General features: G+C 61.1%; 3 protein-coding genes. 2 read left to right on the top strand and 1 reads right to left on the bottom strand.

Annotated elements, in window-relative coordinates; all coding sequences use genetic code 11:
* Positions 1–243, top strand: a 243-nt coding sequence (locus tag A6M21_RS18600) for a hypothetical protein (protein WP_161485981.1), incomplete at its 5' end; no start/stop codon positions are given.
* Positions 244–247: 4 nt separating this feature from the next.
* Entirely contained in the window at positions 248–3148 is a 2901-nt protein-coding gene (gene treY, locus A6M21_RS02655) for a malto-oligosyltrehalose synthase (RefSeq protein WP_066666362.1), read from the top strand.
* A 26-nt stretch (positions 3149–3174) separates the two neighbouring features.
* Here the strand turns inward: treY and A6M21_RS02660 are convergent.
* Positions 3175–4806: glycosyltransferase (locus tag A6M21_RS02660; protein WP_151191772.1), on the bottom strand; the 1632-nt coding region annotated here is incomplete at its 5' end.

Here is a 4806-nt window from a genome sequence, read left to right on the forward strand (position 1 = left end):
CAAATGGGTCCACCCCACGGCGACATATCCCGGCTGGAACTACTGGAGACAATGTCCGGCCTGGCCCGCTCAATGCCGTTTTACGTGGATCTGTGGAAAGTACAAAACATTTACCACCGGTTGTTGCTGGATATTTACCCCGGATACCGGGACAAAGCGAACCGGGGAGAGGAAAGCGGCAGGACGTGGGTGAATCACTTCGAGCGATTGGGAGATAAATTGCAGATGGAAAGGGGGGTTTAGCACGATGACTTTACGGATACCGGCAGCCACCTACCGGCTCCAGTTTAACCGGGAGTCCGGCCTGAACGAAGCACGGGCGCTGGTGCCGTACCTGCACGCGCTGGGCGTGACCGACCTTTATGCTTCCCCCCTGCTTCAGGCCGGGCGGGGGAGCGGTCACGGGTACGATGTGACGGACCCCACCCGGTTGAACCGTGAGCTGGGCGGGGAAAGAGCTCTCGCCGGGTTGACGGAAGCCCTGCGGCAACATGATATGGGACTGCTGCTGGATATCGTGCCCAACCACATGGCCGCCCGGGCGGAAAATCCGTGGTGGGTGGATGTACTCCGGTACGGTCCCGCTTCCCCCTACGCCCCTTACTTTGACATTAACTGGACACCGGACCGGCCCGGGATGACCGGCAAGGTCCTGCTCCCGATCCTTGGTTCTCCTTACGGTACCGCGCTGGAAAACGGTGAATTTGTCCTGGCGCTGCAGGAGGATGGTTTTTGGCTGTTCTACCATGACCGGCGACTGCCTGTTAAACCCGGTTCGTACCGGCAAATCCTGTCTTCCGGCGCGTCCGGGTGCAGCGAAAATCCGTGCCCCGGCCCCATGCCCCGTCAACTGGAGGACCTTGCAGGAGAACTGGACAAGCTGCCGTCCCACGCCGGTACCGGTTTCATGACGGCATTCCGTGAAATTACGGGCCGGCTGTGGCACCTGTACCAAAACTGTTCCGAAGCAAGGGTCTTCATCGATGAAGCGCTGCGGGCAATAAACGGAACCAGAGGACAACCGGCAAGCTTCGACCGCCTGGACGGACTGCTGGCCGGGCAGCATTACCGTCCCGTCTTCTGGCCGGTGGCGAACCGCGAGATCAATTACCGCCGGTTCTTCGGCGTCAGTGAGCTAGTTGCTGTTCACGTTGAGGATGAAAATGTTTTTAAAGCTACCCATAGCCTGGTTTTACGCCTGGCCCGGGCCGGTCAGGTAACCGGGTTGCGGATCGACCATATCGACGGCCTGTACGATCCGGAGGCATACCTGATCCGGCTTCAGGAGCAGTTGACCGGTAAAAGGGAAGGCGCCGGTTTTTATGTGGTGGTCGAAAAAATACTCGGCCCCGTGGAGGAACTTCCCGCCAACTGGCCGGTACACGGTACCAGCGGTTATGATTTCCTCAACCTGGTTAACGGGCTGTTCATACACAGTGAAGGGCTGGACCGGCTGGAAGAGATATACCGCTGTAACGGCGGCCCCGAAGACAGCTTTGAGGAAATTGTTTATAAAATGAAAAAGCGGGCCATGGCGGAATTGTTCAGCGGTGAAATGCGCACCCTGGCCGGGCAACTGGGCCGCCTGGCGGAACAGGACCGGCACGCGCGCGATCTCACCCTGGACGAGTTGGCAGAAGCCGTGGTGGAGGTAATGGCCTGTTTTCCGGTCTACCGCACATATATCCGTGAATTTACAGTGACGGACCGGGAGCGTCAGTATATTGCAGAGGCCGTTGCATCAGCCGCCCGGCGGAACCCCGGCGCCGGCCGGGCCTGCGCCTTTTTGCAGCGGGTGCTGCTGCAAAAATACACGGACAACCTGCCCGCGGAATGGCGGCTGGCCTGGCTGCACTTCGTGATGCGCTGGCAGCAGTTCACCGGCCCCGTCATGGCCAAGGGAGTGGAGGACGCTGCGATGTATGTCTACAACCGCCTGGTTTCTATGAACGAAGTGGGCGGAGCGCCCGGCGCCCCGCCGGCGCCGCTGCCGGAATTTCACCGCCGTAACCGGGCCAGGCTGCAAAGCCGGGCCTATTCATTAAATGCCACTTCCACCCACGACACCAAGCGCAGCGAGGACGTGCGGATGCGCATCAACGTGCTGTCGGAAATCCCCGCCCTGTGGACCGGTCGTCTGGAGCAATGGCGCCGCTGGAACGACGGGCACAAGCCGGTCTGGAACGGCCGGCCGGTGCCGGACGGGAACATGGAGCAGTTTATTTACCAAACCCTGCTGGGCGCCTGGCCCCTCCGGGAAGATGAAGTGCCCGGCTTTAAAAAGCGGTTGGCGGGATACCTGGTGAAGGCGGCCCGGGAAGCCGGAACGCACACCAACTGGCTGCAGCCGGACGGGGATTACGAGAAGGCGCTGGTGCAGTTCACCATGTCCATTCTGGAACCCGGGGAAAATAATTTGTTTTGGCCGGACTTCATCCGTTTTCAAGCGTGCATTGCCCATTACGGCGCCCTGGGTTCGTTGTCTCAGATTCTGGTGAAGATCACCTCCCCCGGAGTGCCGGATTTTTATCAGGGCACCGAACTGTGGGACTTCAGTCTGGTGGACCCGGACAACCGGCGGCCGGTGGATTTTAATGTCCGGATGGCGATGCTGGCTCAACTCCGGGAACAGGAATCCGGCGGAAGGACAATCCCGGTCCGGGAATTGCTGGACTCCTGGCGGGACGGGCGGGTCAAGTTATTCCTGACTTACAGGGCGCTGCAGTTTCGCCGGAACCACCCTGAACTGTTCGCCGGTGGCGAGTACATCCCGCTGGAGGCATCCGGGCCCGGAACCGGGCACGTCTGTGCATTTGCCAGACGCAGCGATGGGAATTGGGTTCTGGTGGCGGTGCCCCGGCTGCTGGCGCTGTTCCGGGCCGGTTGCCGCGGCCCGGCCGCGCAAGGCGGCCCGCCGGGCGAACTGCCCCCTCGAATTCTCCCTCTGGGAAAGGAAACATGGGGCGACAGCACCCTCCTGCTGCCGGAGGGCACCCCCGGCCTGTGGCGGAATGTTCTGACCGGGGAAACCGTGGCCGCTGGGGCCGCCCCGGGCGGCAGGGTGCTGCCGCTGGCGGAAGTATGGCAAAGTTTCCCGGCTGCGCTGCTGGCGCCGGGAGATCCGCAGGCCGGCCCTCTATGCATCTGATGGCGCCGCGATGGCGGCATTGAGAGCTAGGTGCAAATGAGGCTCCTTTCCGCAGCCAGCATCCCGAGCCAGCGTTCCAGATATACCGGGATGATGAAGTTCCGCCGCACCAGTTCATGGCCGGCCCGGCCCATGGCCGCGGCGAGTCCGGGGTTCTTTAATATCCTGACCACGGCTTCCGCCACGGACTGGTCACCGGCGGCCGCCAGGCCGGTTTCTTCGTGCAATACCTGGATGCGGATGCCTCCCACCGGGGTGGCTACCACCGGGCGGCTTTTCCACATGGCCTCGGTAACAGTTAGGCCAAACCCCTCGCGCACCGACTTCTGCACTATTACAGCGGCGGAACGCTGCAGTACATTAATTTCCAGGTCGGCGTCGGGAGCAAGTTCCAAAACCATAATATCCGGGTCTCCGGCCGCCTCCCGGCGCACTTCCTCCAGAACCTGGAGGCCCTGGGGATCGTCTCCGGCGCCGCCGCCCGCCAGGACCAGGCGGCAGGGTACTTGATCCCGCACCATCCGGAAAGATCTGATCACGCCCACCGGGTCCTTCAACCGGTCGAAGCGGGAAACTTGCACCACCAGGGGCAGATCCCCGGGCACCCCCAGGCGGGCCAGGACGGTACGGCGTTCCTCTTCATCCACGTCCCTGTTTTTCTCACTCAATGGATCTATGGACGGCGGCATCACGTAAACCCGGTTGCCCAGTTCCTTCACGTACTCGGGAAGATGATAAACCGCCCCGTCGCACCGGGCGGCATAACCGCGGAGAAAATCCCACAACCGGAGATCCACGTCCACGGGATCGATATGGCAGTACCAGAGCCAATCCCCCGGATGACCCGGGCGGAGCCCGGCCAGGCCCAGGGGCTGCTGGTCATGCAGGACCACGAACCCGGCAGTGGTGTCCACCAGGTCGAAATTTTGCCTGGACACCTCCCGGTAGGTATCAAACATACACTCGTTTATTTCCACGGGCTGGCCGTGAAAAGCGTTATGAAAAAGCTTGGTTATGGAAAAAAACTCGTCGGTACCCCGCAGCACGTCCCAGCGGGGAACAAGTCCCACGTCCTCCATCAGGGGCACCAGCCTTTTTAATATCTCGGCCACTCCGCCGCCCACCGCTGTGGAATTGATATGCTGGATTACAACCCCCTGCAGGGGCACAGCCAATTCACGGATGGCAGCCACCCGCTCCTTGCCGATAACCGGTTCGTAATCTTCCAGTTTGGCCAATTGGCGTTTTCCTTTCCATGTTTTCATGACCATAACAGTTACGGAACTGCCGCTCTTAGGAACAATCGCGCTATTATCATGACCGGCCGGCAACCCTTCAATGCGCCGGACAAAAGCATAAAAGCAGGTGGTCAACCGGGCCAGGAAACCATGCCTGCCCACCACGGGAAAGGAAAACCCGTAAAGCGGCCAGAACAAAATACGCGGCATCTGCCACATGCGGTCGAGAGCCAAATGCCCGGCGGAAGCCAGGACCAGATACAAAAGCCCGGGCCGGCCGGCACGGTAAAACCACAACCCCAGCGCCAGCAGGAGCAGGGCAAAAAGCAGGGTGTGAGCAATGCCGCGGCCGGTCCCCAGGCCAAGTTCCGGAGCCAGCAGGCCCAGAGGCTTGTCAATTATATCCGGCAGCATGGAACC

The sequence above is a fragment of the Desulfotomaculum copahuensis genome (assembly GCF_001655685.1).
GTDB classification, from domain to species: Bacteria; Bacillota; Desulfotomaculia; order Desulfotomaculales; family Desulfovirgulaceae; genus Desulfotomaculum_G; species Desulfotomaculum_G copahuensis.

What these genes read in the sequence shown, in the direction of transcription:
- treY (WP_066666362.1), top strand. Translation starts at nt 248, where the DNA reads ATGACTTTACGGATACCGGCAGCCACCTACCGGCTCCAGTTTAACCGG.